The sequence below is a fragment of the Streptomyces spinosus genome (genome assembly GCF_020400655.1).
GTDB lineage: Bacteria > Actinomycetota > Actinomycetes > Streptomycetales > Streptomycetaceae > Streptomyces > Streptomyces argyrophylli.
Genome location: NZ_JAINRC010000028.1, coordinates 50,582 through 67,792, shown reverse-complemented (window position 1 = coordinate 67,792; position 17,211 = coordinate 50,582). Strand labels below are relative to the sequence as shown.

The window sequence follows — 17,211 nt, the reverse complement described above, 5'->3', positions numbered from 1 at the left end:
TTCGACACTGTCCGACATCACTTCGCCGCATCGGCCCCCGCCACGTGTGCCGGCATACTCGGCCGCACCCTGACCGACCGAGAGCGGACACGTACGAGGTCCGGCGCAGCAGAGCCCGGCAACGGCCAGACGGACGGCGGGGCCCCGCATGTGTCGGCGGGGCCCCGCCGGGGTGTGGCGTCGTCGGTCTTGGTCAGACGGGGGCCGGCCGGGATCGGTCGCCCGTGGGTTCGAGGCGGACGACGATGCCCTTCGACGTGGGCTGGTTGCTTGCGTCGGCGACGCTGTCGAGCGGCACCAGGACGTTCGTCTCCGGGTAGTAGGCGGCGGCCGAACCCTTGGCCGCCGGGTAGGACACGACCTCGAAGTTCTCGGCCCGGCGCTCGGTGCCGTCCTGCCAGACGCTCACCAGGTCCACGCGATCGCCCTGGGCGAGGCCGAGTTCGGACAGGTCGGCCGGGTTGACGAGGACGACGTGGCGGCTGCCGTGGATGCCGCGGTAGCGGTCGTTGTTGGTGTACGGCACGGTGTTCCACTGGTCGTGCGAGCGCAAGGTCTGTAGCAGCAGGTGACCCTCGGGGGCCCGGGGGACCACCCGCTCGTTGCAGGTGAACCGGGCCTTGCCGGTCTCGGTCCTGAACACGCCCTCGTTGACCGGGTTGGGTAGCTGGAAGCCTCCCGGACGGGTCACCCGGGCGTTGAAGTCGTGGAAGCCCGGCACGATCCGGGAGATGCTGTCGCGGATGGTGTTGTAGTCGCCCTCGAACTTACCCCAGGGGACGTCCCCCTCGCCGCCGAGGGTCAGCCGGGCGAGCCGGCACAGGATGGCGACCTCGCTCAGCAGCATGTGCGAGGCCGGTTCGAGCCGTCCCCGGGAGGTGTGCACCTCGCTCATGGAGTTCTCGACGGTGACGAACTGCTCGCCGTCGGCCTGGACATCACGCTCGGTGCGTCCCAGCGTCGGCAGGATCAGGGCGGTGTCGCCGCAGACGGTGTGCGAGCGGTTGAGCTTGGTGGAGATGTGGGCGGTCAGCCGGCACGAACGCATCGCCTTCTCGGTGACCTCGCTGTCGGGTGCCGCGCGCACGAAGTTGCCGGCCAGGGCGAGGAAGACCTTGACGCGGCCCTCCAGCATCGCCTTGATCGAGTTGACCGAGTCCAGGCCGTGCGCACGCGGCGGATCGAAGCCGAACTCCTCCTGGAGGGCGTCCAGGAAGGTGTCCGGCATCTGCTCCCAGATGCCCATGGTGCGGTCGCCCTGGACGTTGCTATGGCCGCGCACCGGGCAGGCGCCCGTGCCCGCGCGCCCGAGGTTGCCGCGCAGCATCAGGAAGTTGACGATCTCCCGGATGGTGGGAACGCCGTGCTTGTGCTGGGTGATGCCCATCGCCCAGCACACGATGACGCGTTCGCTCCGCAGGACCTCGTCGCGGACCTTCTCGATCTCCTCGCGGGTCAGTCCCGTCGCCGCGCGCACGTCGTCCCAGTCGACGGTGCGGGCGTGCCGGGCGAACTCCTCGAAACCGGAGGTGTGGGCGTCGATGAAGTCGTGGTCCAGGACGGTGCCGGGACGCGCGTCCTCCGCCTCCAGCAACAGCCGGTTCAGTGCCTGGAACAGGGCGAGGTCCCCGCCCGGCTTGATGTGCAGGAACCGGTCGGCGATCTGGGTGCCCCGGCCGACGACACCGCGCGGCTTCTGCGGGTTCTTGAAGCGTCGCAGCCCCGCCTCCGGCAACGGGTTCACCGCCACGATGCGGCCGCCGTTGCGCTTGGCCTCCTCCAGGGCGGAGAGCTGCCGCGGGTGATTGCTGCCCGGGTTCTGCCCCACCAGGAAGATCAGGTCCGCGTGGTGGAGGTCGTCGAGACTGACGGTGCCCTTGCCGACGCCCAGCGTCTCGTTCAGGGCGAAGCCGCTGGACTCGTGGCACATGTTGCTGCAGTCGGGCAGGTTGTTGGTGCCGTAGGCGCGGGCGAAGAGCTGGAAGACGAAGGCGGCCTCGTTGCTGGCCCGGCCGGAGGTGTAGAAGACCGCCTCGTCGGGTGAGTCCAGCCCCTTCAGTTCCTGCGCGAGGACGCCCAGGGCGTCGTTCCAGCCGATGGGCTCGTAGTGGTCCGACCCGGGCCGTTTGATCATCGGCTCGGTGAGCCGGCCCTGCTGGTTGAGCCACATGTCGGAGCGGGCGGCCAGATCGGACACGCTGTGCTCGCGGAAGAAGTCGGCGGTGATCCGGCGCGTCGTGGCCTCGTCGTTGATGTGCTTGGCGCCGTTCTCGCAGTACTCGTTGCGATGGCGCCGGCCCGGGGCGGGGTCCGCCCACGCGCAGCCGGGGCAGTCGATCCCGCCCACCTGGTTCATGGTGAGCAGGTCGACCCCGGTCTTGCGCGGGGAGGTCTGCTCCAGGGAGTACTCCAGCGCGTGCACGACGGCGGGAACACCGGCCGCCCACTTCTTCGGCGGTGTCACGGAGAGGGAGGTCTCCGGCTCCTCACCGGGCGGGTTCTGCATCGCTTGGCCTTTCTCTTGCCGTGTGCGGTATGCGGGTCAGCCGACGGGCCACTGGGCGACACGGCTCCTGGGCGGTTCCGGGGTGTCGTGCTGGACCCGGCCGTTGCGGATGGTGCCGCGCCAGGCGCCGCCCTCCTGACCGAGCCCTTCGATGAAGCGCTTGAAGCTCACCAGTTCCCCGCGCACCAGCCGGGCGGTCAGCCCCACGACCTTGGACGAGCGGGTGAGGACCTTCGCGGCCCCCTGCGGTTGGAGGAGCATCCGGACCGTGATGGCGGTACCGCCGGACTCCGTCGCCCTGAACTCGACCTCGCCCTGGTGGGTGGGGTGCTGCTCCAGGCCACGCCAGGCCAGGTAGGCGTCAGGGTCCTGTTCCACGATCTCGACCGCGAAACGGTGACGCAGGGGGCCGTAGCCGATGGTCCACGCGGTGACGGTGGGCCTGATCTGCTCGACGTCGCGCACCACGGTCGAGAAGCGCGGGAACGTCTTGAACTGCGTCCACTGGTTGTAGGCCGTGCGGACCGGCACCGCGACCTCGACCGTCTCCTCGACGTGCTGCTCGCGCAGCGGACGGCGGCGTGTCACGTCGTCGCCGTCGGAGCGCGTGCCCGGGGTGTTCGGCGTGGCCTGCCCACTGTCGTCTTCGTGCACCATCATGGTCCTTCTTCCGGTGAGGGAGCCGGGCGTCCTCAGACCCGCCCCTCCTTTTACGGGCAGGGCATCTCTTCCGGTTCCCCGATCCCGGGTTTCGAGTCACCCGACCGCGCCGGCGTCCCGGGCGGCCCCCGGGCGCGAGAAGGGGCCGGGCCCGGCTGGCAGGAGGGGCGCCGAGCCCGGGGCGTGGTAGAGGCGTTGAACACGTGCTTTTCCAGGCGGCCGACGGTCGGCTCCGGCTTCACCCCGGGTACGGCCACCCGCCGCTCACCGTGACCCGGCGGGTGGCCGGCGACCGCGCCCCGCTCGCCGCTTCACCGTCGTCGCGGCGCCCCGCGGGTGGAGGGAGTCGCCCCGGCCGCGTCAGCGGTCCTGGCGAGTGCGTCAGCGGTCCCGGGAAGGTGCGTCAGCGGTCCTGGGCGAGTGCGTCAGCGGTCCCGGGAAGGTGCGTCAGCGGTCCTGGGCGAGTGCGAGGAGCTCGGCGTACGTGCCGTCGGCGTGGACGAAGTCGCCGTAGCCCGAGCGTTGTCGCGCCGGATGACGATCCGGCGCGTGTCTTCTGTGCCAGGCGTCACGCCTGGCCGCGTGGGCCCCCGGCGAGTTGGGCCGGGCCCCGTACCACCAACTCGTCGTGGTCCTGGCGGTGCTTGGTGACTCTCCGGCCGCCCGAGAGGGAGGGCCGGTGCACGCCGAGGTGCACGACCATCGGCGCCCCGGGTCACACCTCCCCGCCCGCACCGAACCGGGAGGGCGGGCGAGCCGGTCCGGGAGCGGTCAGGGGTGGCGACGGTCCAGTCGCTGATAGGCCGAAACACGGCCGTCTGGCAGACCGCCGGTCAAGTCGGCGGGCTCAGGGCGTGGCGGGCAGCCGGGTGTCGAGGAGCTGTTCGGCGAGCTGGATCATGTGGTCACCGGGGGCGTCGGTCCCCATGGCGGCTGCCAGGACCTGTGCGCCGTCGAGGATGACCAGGAGCTTGCCGGCCGTGTCATCGGGATCCGGGTCGCCGGCCTCGCGGAGCTGGTCGCGCAGCCAGGCCTGTACTTCGGTCTTGTGCGCGATGGCGGCGGTGTGGGCGGGGTGGTCCGCGTCGGGGAACTCGCTGGTGATGTTGAGTGTGGCGCAGCCGCGGTAGCCAGGGGTGGCCATGTCCTGGCGGATGAGGTCGAACAGTGCCCGGACCCTCGCCCGGGCGTCCGGCGCGCCGGCGGCGGCTTCGCGTAGGCGCTGCCACCAGTGCTCGTTGCGGGTGACGAGGTAGGCGGTGACCAGGTCGTCCTTGGTCGCGAACTGGCGATAGAGCGTCGCGTTGGCCACCTGGGCGCTGCTGATGACCAGGTCCATGCCGACCGCGCGGACGCCTCGTGTGTAGAAGAGGTCGCCCGCGATCTCCAGGATGTGTCGCCGTGTTTCCTCCGCCGAGCGTCGCGCCACGGGAAGGTCCTCCTCAGGTCGGGGTGAACGGGGTCGCCACCATTATGAGACGGAACGTTCTCACTAACAAGGTTTGACAGAGAGAACGCTCCGTCTCATAGTGAGTGAGAACGTTCCGTCTCAATCTGGTCCGGCTGGTCTGCCCGACCGGACCACCGCCGCACTCATCCAGGGAAACACCATGCAGATCGACTTCACCGGCCGTACCGCTTTGATCACCGGATCGACGCTGGGAATCGGCCTGGCCACCGCTGAGGCGTTCGCTCGGGCCGGGGCCCGTACGGTCCTCAACGGCCGCGACAAGGCCCGCCTGGAGGCGGCGGCCGATGGCATCCGCGAGCGCGTTCCCGGCGCCGACATCGTCACCGCCGCCGCGGACGTCGCCACCGCCGAAGGCGCTCAGGCGCTGCTGGAGGCGGTCCCGCAGGTTGATGTCCTGGTCAACAACACCGGCATCTTCGCCTCGACCCCGGTTCTGGAGATCCCCGACGAGGAGTGGCGTCGCTTCTTCGAGGTCAACGTCCTCAGTGGCGTACGCCTGGCCCGCCAGTACATGCCGGGCATGATGGCGCGCGGTTTCGGGCGCGTCGTGTTCGTCTCCAGCGAGACGGCCATCGACACACCCCTGGACATGGTCCACTACGGCGTGACCAAGACCGCCCTGCTGGCGGTGGCCAGCGGCCTGGCCAAGGCCGCGGCTGGCACCGGTGTCACCGTCAACTCGGTACTGCCCGGACCCACCCACACCGAAGGCATCGAGGAATACATCACCGCCCTCATCCCCGAGGCGGAGTCCTTCGACGCCGCGCAGCGCGAGTTCATCGCCCGCTTCCGCCCGACGTCCTTGATCCAGCGGCTGATCGAGCCCTCCGAGGTCGCCGACCTCATCCTCTTCACCAGCTCCGACCGGGCCTCGGCCACCACCGGCGCGGCACTGAAGGTCGAAGGAGGCACCCTCACCTCTCTCGTCCCGTGACACCCGGACGGCACACCCGCTCGCGTCGTCTCCCGCTCCGCCGGGTGTGCCGCCGAGAAGGGACTGACGCACCGAACCCCGGCCAGCGAGCCGGCCGGGGCGGAACCCCCGAAGGGGTGTGATGGTGAAGGGCGGTCGCCTACGCGGCGAAAGGCAATGCGAGGCTTCAGCCGGACGATCGTCCTCGCATGCGATGGATGAGGCCCGGGGACACTGTCCCCTTCACCATGACGCACGGTTCAACCACACCTGTCCGCCGGGCATTCCCGGTGCGGCTCGACCGTCCGGGCCGATTCGGCCGGCGGAAGCAGTCGCACATGATCACGCCCGTCGTGCATGTCCTCCGGGCAGGGGCGTCGCGGCCGGTCCCCGAGTCCGGTCGCAACGTCCCCGCCGGGGGCGCCGCGCCGGCACGCCTGGCGGGCAGCCGCACGGTGGGGCGGCTGCCCGCCGCTCAGCTCGCCGCCCTGCGCATCAGGGAAGGTGGGCCGCCTCCTCCCGGTCCCCGAACCCCGAACGGCCGTCGACCGCGCCCTCGCCGAGCACATCGACCTCCCATGGGACGCCCGACCACCGGGCCAGTGTGCGGGCGCCGGCCCGGCCACGTCGGCTTCTTGCTTCTTCCCGGCGACGACCGAAGCGGTTGCGGCCGTTCGGTAGCCGGCGCTCAGCTGTTGACCGTCGACTGGCGGATGACGACCGACGTCGGAAGTTCAGCGACCGGGCCGGGGGCCTCCGTGTCCGTCAGGCGGGCGAGGAGCATGCGTGCCGCCAACTCGCCCATCTCCCGCATCGGCTGTCGTACGGTCGTGAGCGGGGGCTGGGTCAGGCGGGCCATCGGGATGTCGTCGAAGCCGACGATGGCGACGTCCTCCGGTACCCGCAGCCCCGCGGCGCGCAGGGCGGCCATGGCGCCCATGGCCGCGAGATCGTTATGGGCGAAGACGGCGTCGAAGTCGGGGCCCTGTTCCAGCAGGTGACGTACCGCCTCTCGTCCGCCCGCCTCCGTGAAGTCACTCTCGACGACGAGCGCCGCTTCGAGCGGGTGGCCACTCTCGGCGAAGGCCGCGCGGAAGCCGTCGAGCCGGTCGCGTACGCAGCCGAAACGCAGCGGTCCCGTGAGGACGAGCGGTCTACGCCGTCCCACGGCCAGCAGGTGCCGGGCAGCCGAGGCTCCTCCCTCGAGGTTCGCGGCGGTGACGTGAGGGAACTCGGGATGACGGCCGCGGTCGTCGATCAGAACGACCGGGAGCCCTCTACGGTGAAGGGCTGTCAGCATCGCCAGGGTGTTCTCCGGCTCCACGGCCAGCAGTCCGTCGAAAGCTCCCGCGAAGACCTGGCTGGTGAACCGTTCGACCGAGTCCGCGCCGCGATTACACGTGAACAGCAGCAACCCGAACTCGGCCGCCTCCACCGTATCGACGACTCCTTGGACGACTTCGCCCATCCACGGCCAGGTCAGCGACGGCACCAGCATGCCGACGGTACGGCTCTGCCCGCGGGCCAGACCCACCGCACCCGAACTGGGCACGTACCCCAGCCGGTCGATGACCTCGCGGACGCGAGCGGCGGTCGAACGATCCACGTCACCGCGGGTGTTGAGGACCCGGGAAACGGTCGTCTTGCTCACGCCGGCCGCTCGGGCCACGTCCGCGATGGTGATACGCACCGCACACCTCCGCCGCGCGGGACACGCCGTGACCGGCAGCAGGACCACCCGTGTGACGCCGAGTGAAACAGCGGCGTCGCCGCGATGTCAACACCCTGACGTCGCGGACCAGGCCCGGACGGTGCCCGGCCCCGACGGGCGTCCGGCGACCATGACCCGGGGGACGACGGACCCGTCAACTCCTGAAGGCGGTGAAGCTCGCCGGATCCCGGATTGCGCGAAGTATTGACGGCACCATGACACGTCGCTTCACTCACGGTAAGGACCGGGACCGGTTCCGGAACCGGTCCCGGAACAGAGCACCCCCACCGCTTCCCTAGGAGGAATGCCGTGCTCAACCGTTCCCCTTCCCCGCCCACAGGGCGTTCCCGTGCACGAAGCGCCTGCTTGACTGCCCTGGCAGCACTCGGCCTCATACTCGCCACCTGGTACAGCGGCACCGCCTCCACCGCCAACGGACCGCAGACCACGAAGATCGAGGCCGCTCCCCAGGGCGCCCAGGTGGTCCGTGTCGCGGAGTTCCTCGCGGAGTGCCCGTACAGTCACCGGCTCCCGGACGACCCGATCGTCTTCCCCGGCCTGCCCGGCGCCTCCCACATGCACAGCTTCTTCGGCAGCCATGTGACGAACGCGCACACCGACGTGACCGATCTGCTGGGCTCCTCCTCCACCTGCAACCCGGCTATCGACTCGTCGTCGTACTGGGTCCCGACGATGTACCGCGACGACCAGCCCGTCGAGCCCACCGGCACCACCTTCTACTACCTCGGCGAAGGGGTGCGGGACGACGTCATCCAGCGCATCCGGCCCTTCCCGCAAGGCCTGCGGATCGTGGCCGGCAACGCCAAGGCCACAGGCATCGACGACCCCACGTCGGTGGCCCGCTGGTCCTGCCTGCACCACGGTGAGGTCAACCCCTCCAAGGACTTCGTCACCTGCCCCGCGGGCTCGATGCTGGAGTCGTACCTCGACTTCCCGCAGTGCTGGAACGGCAAGGACCTCGACTCCGCCGACCACAAGAGCCACATGGCCTACCCGGTCAACGGCGCGTGCCCGGCCAGCCACCCGGTGCCCGTGCCCAAGCTCCGCCAGGTCCTGCGCTATCCCGTCTCCGGAAGCACCCAGGGCCTGCGACTGGCCTCCGGACCCGGCTACACCATGCACGGCGACTTCTTCAACGCCTGGCCCGAGAACGAGCTCGCCCGCAGGGTCGCCAACTGCATCAACGCCATCGTCAAGTGCGGAGCGGACGGCAATCCGTCCTGACCGCTGACCGCTCACGCACCGACCGTCCCACAGTGATGAGGTAGAGGAGCAGACATGGCAGATGCCGCGGCCGGCGCACCGAGGGCGACGTTGCTCGCCGCGGCTCTGCTGTGCGCTCTGACCGTGCCGGGGTGCACCGGTTCCCCACAGCCGCCCGTCCCGCCCGCGAGCGCGACGACGACCGCCGCACCGCATGCCTCGGCTCACGGAGCCGGGCAGAACCAGGGCGGCGCCGCCACCGCTGACGGCGGCCTCAACGCCACGGACATCGGCTGGATCCAGCTGATGATCGCCATGGACGATCAAGCGCACCACATCCTGCGGCTGGCACGGGGCCGGACCGCCGACAAGGGCCTGCTGGACTGGGCGGACGACACCGCCGAGGGTCACCGCGCCGAACTCGGCACCCAGCGGGCCTTGTTGGCCAAAGCCGGCATACCCGACGACAACCCCCACGCGGGTCACGAGATGCCGGGCATGGTCAGCGCACGCGAGCTGCGGGCGCTGGAGACCGCCCGTGGCTCGCGGTTCGACCGCCTTCTGCGGTCCGCGCTGGGTGAGCACCTCAAGCAGAAACGGATGCTCGCGACGAGCGTGCGGAAGGCAGACGCCGATCCGGAGGTGAAGCGGGTCGCGCTGAGTGTGGGGACCTCCGCATCCGACGCCCAGCGCCGCATGCCTGCCGCTCCCGGCGAGTGATCAGCTCACTTTGCCGTCGTCGGTCCGCTCAACCCCCAGCGCGGACACCAGGGTTCGCGGACGCAGGAGCGGCACCCCCGTCCGGACGTGTCGCCGTCGCTCGTCGCATCCGGACGAAGGGACACACGACCGCCGCGGCGCGTTCCGCTGGTGCCCCACGCCGGGGGGCGTGGGGCACGGGCCGTGGCATGGGGGTCAGCGGAGGCCGAGGGCACGGATGACGGTCTGGGTGACGCCGTCGCCGTCGCGCTGCTCGGCGGTGACACGGAAGGACACGTAGTCGGCCCGGGACGGCGCGTGCAGCAGGGTCTGCCAGGTGTCCTTGTTCCGCTTCAGTTCCTGCCGGTGCCAGGTCGCCCCGTCGTCGTAGGAGATGTCGAGGCGGACCGTGGTGACGGTGTCGTCGGTGGCGGCGCCGCCGAGGACGACGGGCTGGACGGAGAACGGCGAGGTGCGCTTGGCGCGCCCGGCGAGGTCCACGTCCGTGCCGTAGTCGAGCTGGACGAGTGGGAGGGCCTGGTCGTCGGCGGTGCCGGAGTGGAAGGTCCACTCGGTGTGGGTGGTCCTGGAGTACGGCAGGACGTCGCTGTCGGACCGGGTGTCGGCGACGAGCCGGTACGGCAGTGTCTGCGGCGGCAGGTCGCCCACGCCGAAGTCCGGCCGGGCTCCGTTCCGTACCAGCAGGGTGTCCCCCTGGTAGAGCGCGAAGCTGCGTGTCATCAGGCTGGTGTCGCCGCTGTGGGCGGATCCTCCGTCGCCGAAGCCCGCGAGCGTGCCGCCCATGGCGTTGCCGACCCGGTGCGGCACCTCGAAACCGACCATGCGTGGCCGGACGACGGGTCCGAACCAGTGCTCGTCGTGGACGCTGCCCGGACGGTAGCCGACGACGTCGGTGAAGGTCGACCAGCCGTCGACGGCCGCGTACTGCTGCCACTTGACGCCGTTCCCGGCGGACACCCAGTCGGTGCGGTGGCCCGCGGCGACCGGCTCGCGCGGGAAGGGCGGCACGCGTGTCATGCCGAACCCGGCGTAGGGGTAGGCGGCCGGCCAGTACTCGTACGGCGGGCTGTCCTCGCGGCTCTCGGTGACCTGCTTGCCGGCCGGCGGGGCGAAGGTGTCGTCGATGCGCGCGAGGCTGCCGGGATCGGTCTTCGCGGACGGGTCGTCCGGCACGCCACCCTGGTGGTAGTCGGCCAGGTCGTACAGGTAGGCGGGCGACGGGTGTGCCTGGACGGCCAGCTTCAGCCGCTTTCGGCCCGCGTCGTGGATGCCGCTGATCAGATCCTCGCCCTCGTCCTGGGTGAGCGAGGTGACGGGGAGCTGTCCGGCCGTCCTGCCGTCCGGGTCGCCGTACCAGTCGAGTCCGCGGCCGTCGCCGTCGTTGACGACGAGGAGCATCGCCGCGCCCGCGGTGTGTGCCGCGGCGGCCTGGTCGGTGGCGGTCACCTCGGTGCTGTGCCGGACGACGACGGCCTTGCCGCGGGCGTCGAGGCCGGCGTACTCGGCGGTCGTGCCGGTGCCGGCGAAGACGGCTTCGACGTGGGTGGTGCCGTCCGGGAAGGGGTGGCTTCCGGGTTGCGTCAGCAGAGTGTCGTCGAGGGTGTGCCCGCCGCGGTAGGTGATCCTCAGGGGGGTCTGTTCGGCGCGGATGCGGGTGGTGAAGACGAAGCTGCCCTTCTTCACCCGTCCCTTGGTCGGCAGCGCCCACAGGCTGTCGTAGGCGGCCGAGGGCATGAGGATCTCGTGCAGGGCCTGTCCGTCGCCGGGTGACGGGGTGTTCGAGGTGAAGGAGCGGAACAGGTCGATCCTGCTGGTGGTGACGGATGTGGGCTTGGGGGTGTCCACCTTGATCCGGCGGATGCGGGAGGCGTCGAGGACGACGTCCCGGTCGCCGGTCAGGTCGAGTTCGGGGTCGGTCAGCACGGCGTAGCCGAGGGAGTGGGGGCCGTGGCGTCCCTCGACGTCCAGGGTGGAGACGATCGTGTACGAGCCGGGGGCCAGGCGGGTGGTGAGCGTTCCGTGCGGTACCCACATGACGGTGGTGCGTCCGTCCGCGCCGGTGATCTCGACATCGTTGTCCACGGGCTTGCCGTGCCGGTCCTTGAGGTGGACCGTCAGGTCGTACTTCTCGGACTCGACGGACATGCCCACGACCGTGTGGACGGCACCCGTCGCGGAGCGGGCGACGACCTGTGCGCCGTACTGTCCCGGTGCCAGCCCCTTCGGGTCGGCGAGGAGACCGACCGTGGAGGTGCCGTGGGCCGGCACGGTGACGTGGGAGGCGGCCGGTGTGAACACTCCGGCGGGCGAGGTGCCGGGGTCGACGGAGAGGGCGAGCGTGACGGCGTGGCCGGTGGTGTTGCGATAGGTGAGGTGCCGCTCGACCGGCGCGTGCTGGTGGTCCGCCGACCAGCGGACGAGTCCGGCGTCCACCGAGCCGCTGGCGATGATGTGGTCGTTCAGGTAGGCGGCGGCGACGTCGACACGGCCGGCACCTGCCTGGTAGGGGCTGTAGGCGGGGGTCGGCGTGCTGGTGCTCATCAGCGCGTTCTTGATGTCCGCACCGGTCCACTGCGGGTGTTTCTGGGCGAGCAGGACGGCCGCGCCGGCGACGTGCGGGGCTGCCATGGAGGTGCCGCTGTCGGTGCGGTAGTAGCCTTCGCCGCCTTGCGAGTACTGCGACCGCGCGGCCAGTACGTCGACGCCGGGTGCGGTGATGTCGGGCTTGAGGCCGTCGTCGTTCTGCCGCGGGCCGGTGCTGGAGAACCCGGCGAGCTGGTCGGAGGCGTCGACCGCGCCGACGGTGAGGGCGGCGTCGGCGGTACCCGGTGAGCTCACGCTGTAGGGGTTGTTGCCGGTGTTGCCCGCGGCGATGACGAAGAGGGCCCCGGTCTCCGCGCTGAGCTGGTTGACCGCCTGGCTCAGGGGGTCGTCCTGGGTGTGCCAGACCGGTGTGCCCAGGCTCATGTTGATCACCTTGGCGTGCTCGGTGCGGGCCGCCCACTCCATGCCCGCGATGATCTGTGACATCGCGCCGGAGCCGGAGTTGTCGAGCACCTTGCCGACGAGCAGGTCGGCGCCGGGGGCGACGCCTCGTTCCTTGCCGCCGGACGCGGCGCCGGTTCCGGCGACGGTGGAGGCGGTGTGGGTGCCGTGGCCGTTGTGGTCGATGACGTCCTCACCCGGGACGAAGCTCCGTGTGCCGATGATGCGCGGGGCGAGGTCGGGGTGGGTGGTGTCGACGCCGGAGTCCAGTACGGCGACCCGCACCCCGGCGCCGGTGCCGCCGGCGGACCAGGCCTGGGGAGCGCCGATCTGTGCGGTGGTGTCGGCCAGGTCGGCGTGGGCCTTGGCGTCGAGCCACACCTTGCCGACGCCGGCGGTGAACGACGGGGTGGCGCCGCCGTCGGCGGACCGCTGGGCGTCGGGGTTCGCGGTGGCGGTGAGGGCCGTCCAGAAGGCGGCGGCCTTCGTGCGCTGGGCGCGCACGGCCTGCGCCCGGATGGCGGGGAGTTGCGCGGTGGTCCGGGCGCCCGGCAGGCCGGTGCCGCTGCCGGTCCTGGCCGTGGCGGTGCCCTGCGCGCGGGTCATGATCAGGGGGAGGGCGCTGGTGTGTGCGTCGTCGTAGCCCTGGGTGATCAGCTGGGTGACGTTGAAGAGCTGCCGGTCGAGTCCGCCGGTCGCGATGTAGGCCATGGCTTCGTCCGGGTACACATACGTGTCACCGTTCTCCACGGTGACCCGCACCGAGCCGGCGGCTCCCGGTGGGCGTTGGACGCCTTGCACCGACACGGCGTTGCCCGGTCCTCGGGTCACCGTGATCCGGTCGCCGGTGATCAGCGTGATGGTGAGGGGCGCGCCGTGTGACTCGCTGTGTTCCGTCGGGGAGACGGCGGCAGGGGCTGGGGGGTCGGCGCCGTGGGCTGCTGTCGGCACACCGAGGGCGGCAAGGAGCAACGCAGCGGCCGATGTTGTACATATTCGGGAGAAAGGGACGGGCACATGTCCTCCATGATCGTGATCGGTGGCATCCGACCATCTTCCGGCAGGCATGTAAAGCCCTTGGATAACTGGTGTTAACACGGCGCGGGTTGAGCCGGGGGTGTGGCCCTGGGCGGGGCCGGGGTTTGTTCGGTCACCCGCACACGTATGGGAGCGTGCCGTGCCCGGCGGGCCGAGCGCGGCACGACACCGTGTGTCGAGTGCGGAAGGCGTGCCCTGGCCCGGCGTGCGGCGTGGACGACCTGTAGCGCCCCGGGGCCACCGCGAACGCGAGCTGTAGGCCGTCCGGCGCCCCGGGGCCACCGCGAACGCGAGCTGTAGGCCGTCCGGCGCCCCGGGGCCACCGCGAACGCGAGCTGTAGGCCGTCCGGTAGCGCGGACGCGAGCTCCTGGCCGTCCGGTGGCGGGATGTGGCCGGCGGGGCATGTCCGTTGCGGTGGTCACCGGGTTTCCACCTCGGCCCGGACTCGTTTACCCCACCCGAACTGGTCGGTCCCCCAAGGTCACGGTCCGCGCCGGGGAGGTCGTTCGTCACCGTTCACGCCCTGCGGGTAGTTGTCCTGGGAAAGGCGTCCCGGGAACATCGCCGGGATGCGGCCACCACTGTCGTTTCGGACGAACGAGAGGACGACCGGGCATGATCAGCACGGAGCACGCCACTCCACCAGTCGTGGAGGAGTCGGTACTCGAGGATCTGCGCGCGCGCCTGCGCAGCTACCGCCGGATCGACGTCCCCGCCGGGTTCGGATGGGCGCGCGGTGTCGACGGCGACCCCCTCGCGGACCTGATCTCTTATTGGGCCCGCTCCTACGACTGGCGCACGCACGAAGCCCGGATCCGCAGCCTGCCCTGGGCCCTGGCCGGCCGGGCCGACGCACCGGTGCGGGCGGTCCATCTGCGAGCGGCGCGCACCGACGCGGTGGCGGTGGTGCTCCTCCACGGCTGGCCCGACTCCGTCCTGCGGTTCGAGAAGGTCTGGCCCCTGCTGTCCGACCTCCACGTGATCGTCCCGGCCCTGCCGGGCTTTCCGTTCGCCGCGCCCGTGGCCGCCCGGGGCATGTCGTCCGGGGACATGGCCGAAGCGATCGCGAACGCGATGACCGAGCTCGGCTACGAACGGTACGTCGTGTCCGCGGGCGATGTGGGCTGTGATGTCGCCGAGGCGCTGGCCGCTGCGCACCCCGACCGCGTGGCCGCCCTGCACCTGACCGATGTGTCGCAGTACCGCTTCCTGGTGGACCCGCCGCAGGACCTGTCCGACGCGGAGCGGGCCTACGTCCGGCGCGGTCATCACTGGCAAGCCACGGAGGGCGGCTACATGCACGAACAGGCCACCAGACCGCACACGTTGGCGGTGGCGCTCGGTGACTCGCCCGCGGGCTTGGCGGCCTGGATCCTGGAGAAACTGCGGGCGTGGACCGACTGCGGCGGTGATGTGGAAGCGGTGTTCGACCGGGACGAATTGCTCACCTGGATCACCGCGTACTGGGTCAGCGGCGCCATCGGCACCTCCTTCACCCCGTACGCCGAGAGCGCGGAGAAACCGACCGGACGCATCGACGTCCCGACGGCGTTCACGATCTTCCCGAAGGACCTGGTCAACGCCCCGCGCGAGTTCGCGGCACGCTTCTTCGACGTCCGCTCCTGGACCGAGGAGGCGGCCGGTGGTCACTTCGCGGCCTGGGAGTGCCCGTCGGAGTACGCCACCGGCGTCCGCACGGCAGTCGACCTCGCGCGGCAGGGGTTCGCGGCCCTCTGAACGCCAGGGCCTGTGTGCCGGCCGAACCCGCAAGCCGGCCGCCGGCCCGAAAGGCCGGCGTGCCAGGTCATACCCGCCCCGGCGCTCCAGCGGAACCACGACACCGGCGCCCAGCGAGCGCCACACGGACCTCGCCTGGGGGCTCGCCTCCCGACAGGTGACCGTGTGGCGCTTCGACGAAGCCACCTTCGCGCACCCGGATCGTCTGCCATCGGACTTCACCAGGACCGCGGCGAGTGCCTGGGGCAGGTACTCGCCGCGGTCCTGCTGCTCCGGCAGCGGCCCGAGGTGGCACCGGAGCGGTTGTCCCTGCTCGGGCAGAGCGGGGGCGGCGAGGTGGGGCCCCGGATCGCCGCTACGTTGTCACGAGCGGCGTGCGGTCTTCCGGCGGTGGAGTCCACGGACGGCCCCGCCGCGCCGCATCCGCTCTCCCGTCGCGACACGGTCACCGGCCTGCCGAAGCAGCGCGGGCTCAGCCCGGTGAACGGAGCTGTCCAGGACGGCTCGGACGTCGTGCTCACGACTGCCACAGCCCGTCATCATCGCAAGGCAGGATCGCTTCCGCCTCGAACAAGATGGGCGCCCGCGACTGCGCACTCCGTACCGCGATGCCGGCTCAAGCTGCGGTGCCGACTTCGGGTTGGAGTGCGGGGCCGAGCAGCAGGCCCCCGTCCAGGACGAATTCCGAGCCCGTGGCGAAAGACGCGTCCTGGGAGGTGATGAAGAGCAACAGGCGGGTGATCTCGTCGGGTTCGGCGAGGCGGGGGATGGCGAAGGGATCAGGTGAGTAGAAGTCGGCGACGGCCGGCTGACCCGCGACGGTGGGCTCGTTGATCAGCGGTGTGGAGACGACGCCGGGGTGGATGGAGTTGACCCGGATGTTGTCCCGCCCCAGCTCCAGCGCGGCCGTCCTGGTCAGCCCGCGCACGGCCCACTTGCTGGCGGTGTAGGGAGCGTAGAAGGCCGTGCCGACGTGGGCCATGGTCGAGGCGATGTTGACGATGGTTCCGCCACCGCCCCTGCGCATCGATGGGGCCACGGCCCTGATGCCGAGGAACTGGCCGGTGACGTTGACGCTGAAGGTGTGCTCCCAGATGCGGAGTTCGGTGTGCTCGATGGGGGCCGCCGGGTTCTGGACGCCCGCGTTGTTGACCAGGATGGTGATCGGCCCGAAGCGGCCTTCGACTTCTCGCACCACCGCCGCCCAGTCGTCCTCGCTGGCGACATCCAGGTGAACGGACAGAGCCCGGTGATCGAGCTGAGCGGCGAGATCGCGGCCTGCGTCGTCGTCGCGGCCGGCGATGACGACGTTCGCCCCCTCGGCGTGGTAGCCCCTCACATGACTACTGCCCATGCCCCCACTGCCGCCCGTGACGAGGACGGTCTGACCCTCGAAGCGTCCCATGGTGCATCCTTCCAGGCTCGCCTTGATGGTGAGCCGAGTGACTCACCTCCTCTCTCAAGGTAGGCGGCGGAGCTGAGGTGAGTCAAGTGACTCACCTCGCTGCGGGAGGCATACTGGAGGGCATGACGGCACAGCCTTCGGAATACCACCGGCGCGTGGCAGCGCAGAAGCGGACCTCCATCATCGAGGCAGCGACGAAGCTGTTCCTCGACTCCGGCTACGACGGCACCTCGCTGGCCCGCATCGCCGAGGCGGCCGGAGTGTCGAGGGCGACGCTTTTCAAGCAGTTCTCCACCAAGGCGGCCCTGTTCGAGGCGATCGTCACCGAATACTGGAAGGTCGACGACGGGGAGGCGCCTCTCCCGGAACCGGGAAACCTCCGCGCGGGGCTCGAGACCATCGGACACCGATACGTGGCGCTTCTCACCCAGCCCGGCATGGCCGCCCTCTTCCGCATCGTCATCGCCGAGGTACCGCGCTTCCCCGAGCTCGGCGAGACCCAGTTCAAGCTCGGCAAGATGCCCTACTTCGAATCGGTCCGCCGCTACCTGGCGGCGGAGAACGCCGCCGGCACAGCCCGGCTTGACGACGCGGAGACGGCGGCGACCCAGTTCCTCGGGATGATCTCCAACTACGTGTTCTGGCCGCGCATGCTGCTCGCACGGTGGGAGCCCGACGACTCCGCCATCGCCAACGCGGTCGACCAAGCGGTGCTGACCATGCTGGCCCGATACGGCGCGGACGGGACTCACGGCGCCTGAGACATGAGGCAGCCCATCGCGCCCGTGACCACCCACCTAACTTCCACGGCCGGCCTCGACTCCCGTCGAGTCCACCTTC

Annotated in this window: 11 protein-coding genes and 1 pseudogene; 5 read left to right on the top strand and 7 right to left on the bottom strand. The window is 70.7% G+C overall.

Annotated elements, in window-relative coordinates; all coding sequences use genetic code 11:
- Positions 1-193: 193 nt before the first annotated feature.
- From LG395_RS37460 to LG395_RS37450, 3 genes are all read right to left on the bottom strand, one after another.
- Complete coding sequence (locus tag LG395_RS37460) at positions 194-2,506, bottom strand: FdhF/YdeP family oxidoreductase (RefSeq protein WP_225813497.1); 2,313 nt, start codon at positions 2,504-2,506, stop codon at positions 194-196.
- Between the two features lie 36 nt (positions 2,507-2,542).
- Positions 2,543-3,163, bottom strand: a complete 621-nt coding sequence (locus tag LG395_RS37455; protein ID WP_225813539.1) for an SRPBCC family protein — start codon at positions 3,161-3,163, stop codon at positions 2,543-2,545.
- 850 nt (positions 3,164-4,013) lie between these two features.
- Complete coding sequence (locus LG395_RS37450; RefSeq protein ID WP_225813487.1) at positions 4,014-4,595, bottom strand: TetR/AcrR family transcriptional regulator; 582 nt, start codon at positions 4,593-4,595, stop codon at positions 4,014-4,016.
- A 181-nt stretch (positions 4,596-4,776) separates the two neighbouring features.
- Between LG395_RS37450 and LG395_RS37445 the strand changes: the two genes are divergently transcribed.
- A complete protein-coding gene (locus LG395_RS37445; RefSeq protein WP_225813485.1) occupies positions 4,777-5,571 on the top strand; it encodes an SDR family NAD(P)-dependent oxidoreductase in 795 nt (264 codons plus the stop codon).
- 667 nt (positions 5,572-6,238) lie between these two features.
- Here the strand turns inward: LG395_RS37445 and LG395_RS37440 are convergent.
- Positions 6,239-7,240: a LacI family DNA-binding transcriptional regulator gene (locus LG395_RS37440; RefSeq protein ID WP_225813484.1), complete on the bottom strand. Its 1,002-nt coding sequence runs from the start codon at positions 7,238-7,240 to the stop codon at positions 6,239-6,241.
- Positions 7,241-7,570: 330 nt separating this feature from the next.
- Between LG395_RS37440 and LG395_RS37435 the strand changes: the two genes are divergently transcribed.
- Both LG395_RS37435 and LG395_RS37430 read left to right on the top strand, forming a co-directional pair.
- Entirely contained in the window at positions 7,571-8,506 is a 936-nt protein-coding gene (locus tag LG395_RS37435) for a DUF1996 domain-containing protein (protein WP_372463517.1), read from the top strand.
- 54 nt (positions 8,507-8,560) lie between these two features.
- Complete coding sequence (locus LG395_RS37430; protein WP_225813482.1) at positions 8,561-9,205, top strand: DUF305 domain-containing protein; 645 nt, start codon at positions 8,561-8,563, stop codon at positions 9,203-9,205.
- A 195-nt stretch (positions 9,206-9,400) separates the two neighbouring features.
- Here LG395_RS37430 and LG395_RS37425 read toward each other — a convergent pair whose 3' ends face one another.
- Positions 9,401-13,141 (bottom strand): S8 family peptidase, encoded by a 3,741-nt coding sequence (locus tag LG395_RS37425; protein ID WP_225813481.1) that lies wholly within the window; start codon positions 13,139-13,141, stop codon positions 9,401-9,403.
- A gap of 703 nt (positions 13,142-13,844) precedes the next feature.
- Between LG395_RS37425 and LG395_RS37420 the strand changes: the two genes are divergently transcribed.
- Positions 13,845-14,966 carry an epoxide hydrolase family protein gene (locus tag LG395_RS37420; protein ID WP_225813480.1) on the top strand — a complete coding sequence of 374 codons (1,122 nt, stop codon included), beginning with the start codon at positions 13,845-13,847 and terminating at the stop codon, positions 14,964-14,966.
- A gap of 364 nt (positions 14,967-15,330) precedes the next feature.
- Here the strand turns inward: LG395_RS37420 and LG395_RS37415 are convergent.
- Both LG395_RS37415 and LG395_RS37410 read right to left on the bottom strand, forming a co-directional pair.
- Positions 15,331-15,496: pseudogene (locus LG395_RS37415) on the bottom strand (IS5/IS1182 family transposase); the annotation flags it as partial.
- A gap of 86 nt (positions 15,497-15,582) precedes the next feature.
- Positions 15,583-16,371: an SDR family NAD(P)-dependent oxidoreductase gene (locus LG395_RS37410; protein ID WP_225813479.1), complete on the bottom strand. Its 789-nt coding sequence runs from the start codon at positions 16,369-16,371 to the stop codon at positions 15,583-15,585.
- A 122-nt stretch (positions 16,372-16,493) separates the two neighbouring features.
- On the opposite strand from LG395_RS37410, the gene LG395_RS37405 reads away from it, so the two are divergent.
- Positions 16,494-17,132: a TetR/AcrR family transcriptional regulator gene (locus LG395_RS37405; RefSeq protein ID WP_225813478.1), complete on the top strand. Its 639-nt coding sequence runs from the start codon at positions 16,494-16,496 to the stop codon at positions 17,130-17,132.
- Positions 17,133-17,211 lie beyond the last annotated feature (79 nt).

Coding starts and splice junctions, on each gene's coding strand:
- LG395_RS37460 (WP_225813497.1), bottom strand. CDS start 2,506: ATGCAGAACCCGCCCGGTGAGGAGCCGGAGACCTCCCTCTCCGTGACA.
- LG395_RS37455 (WP_225813539.1), bottom strand. CDS start 3,163: ATGGTGCACGAAGACGACAGTGGGCAGGCCACGCCGAACACCCCGGGC.
- LG395_RS37445 (WP_225813485.1), top strand. CDS start 4,777: ATGCAGATCGACTTCACCGGCCGTACCGCTTTGATCACCGGATCGACG.
- LG395_RS37430 (WP_225813482.1), top strand. CDS start 8,561: ATGGCAGATGCCGCGGCCGGCGCACCGAGGGCGACGTTGCTCGCCGCG.
- LG395_RS37420 (WP_225813480.1), top strand. CDS start 13,845: ATGATCAGCACGGAGCACGCCACTCCACCAGTCGTGGAGGAGTCGGTA.
- LG395_RS37410 (WP_225813479.1), bottom strand. CDS start 16,371: ATGGGACGCTTCGAGGGTCAGACCGTCCTCGTCACGGGCGGCAGTGGG.
- LG395_RS37405 (WP_225813478.1), top strand. CDS start 16,494: ATGACGGCACAGCCTTCGGAATACCACCGGCGCGTGGCAGCGCAGAAG.